At 68.5% G+C, this 397-nt stretch carries 2 pseudogenes; both read left to right on the top strand.

The features are described 5' to 3' along the window. Positions 1-202, top strand: a pseudogene (locus tag V5E28_RS49200) (ABC transporter ATP-binding protein); the annotation flags it as partial. Continuing rightward, positions 199-397: pseudogene (locus V5E28_RS49195) on the top strand (ABC transporter permease); the annotation flags it as partial. The pseudogenes V5E28_RS49200 and V5E28_RS49195, both read left to right, overlap by 4 nt.

The following is a 397-nucleotide window of genomic DNA, read 5'->3' as shown; positions in this document are numbered from 1 at the left end:
CCCTGACCGGCTCCCCGCCGACCAGCACGTGATCTCCGCACGCCACACCGACCGGCAGAGCACGTACGTGGTCCGTACCGACGCCCCGATCCACGATCCCGCCTGGACGGTCACCCAGCTCAGCATGGAAGACCTCGTCCTGGCCTACATGGACACGGGCCCTGCCGAGGACCGGCGAGCCGTCGCGGAGGTGCGGCGATGATCTGGCTGACCTGGCGCCAGTTCCGCGGCTCGGCCACGATGATGGCCGCCGTACTCGTGGTTCTCGCCGCCGTCCTGGCCTTGACCGGCCCGAAGCTGGCCTCCGACTACGCTGCCGGCATCGCCGACTGCACCCCGGACAACACCTGCTTCGACTTCTTCGACCGGTTCTTCGGCAAGTACGACCTCCCCTTCT

Source organism: Nonomuraea sp. LPB2021202275-12-8, assembly GCF_037044575.1.
Taxonomy (GTDB): domain Bacteria; phylum Actinomycetota; class Actinomycetes; order Streptosporangiales; family Streptosporangiaceae; genus Nonomuraea.
This window is presented reverse-complemented; position numbering and strand designations above follow the sequence as displayed.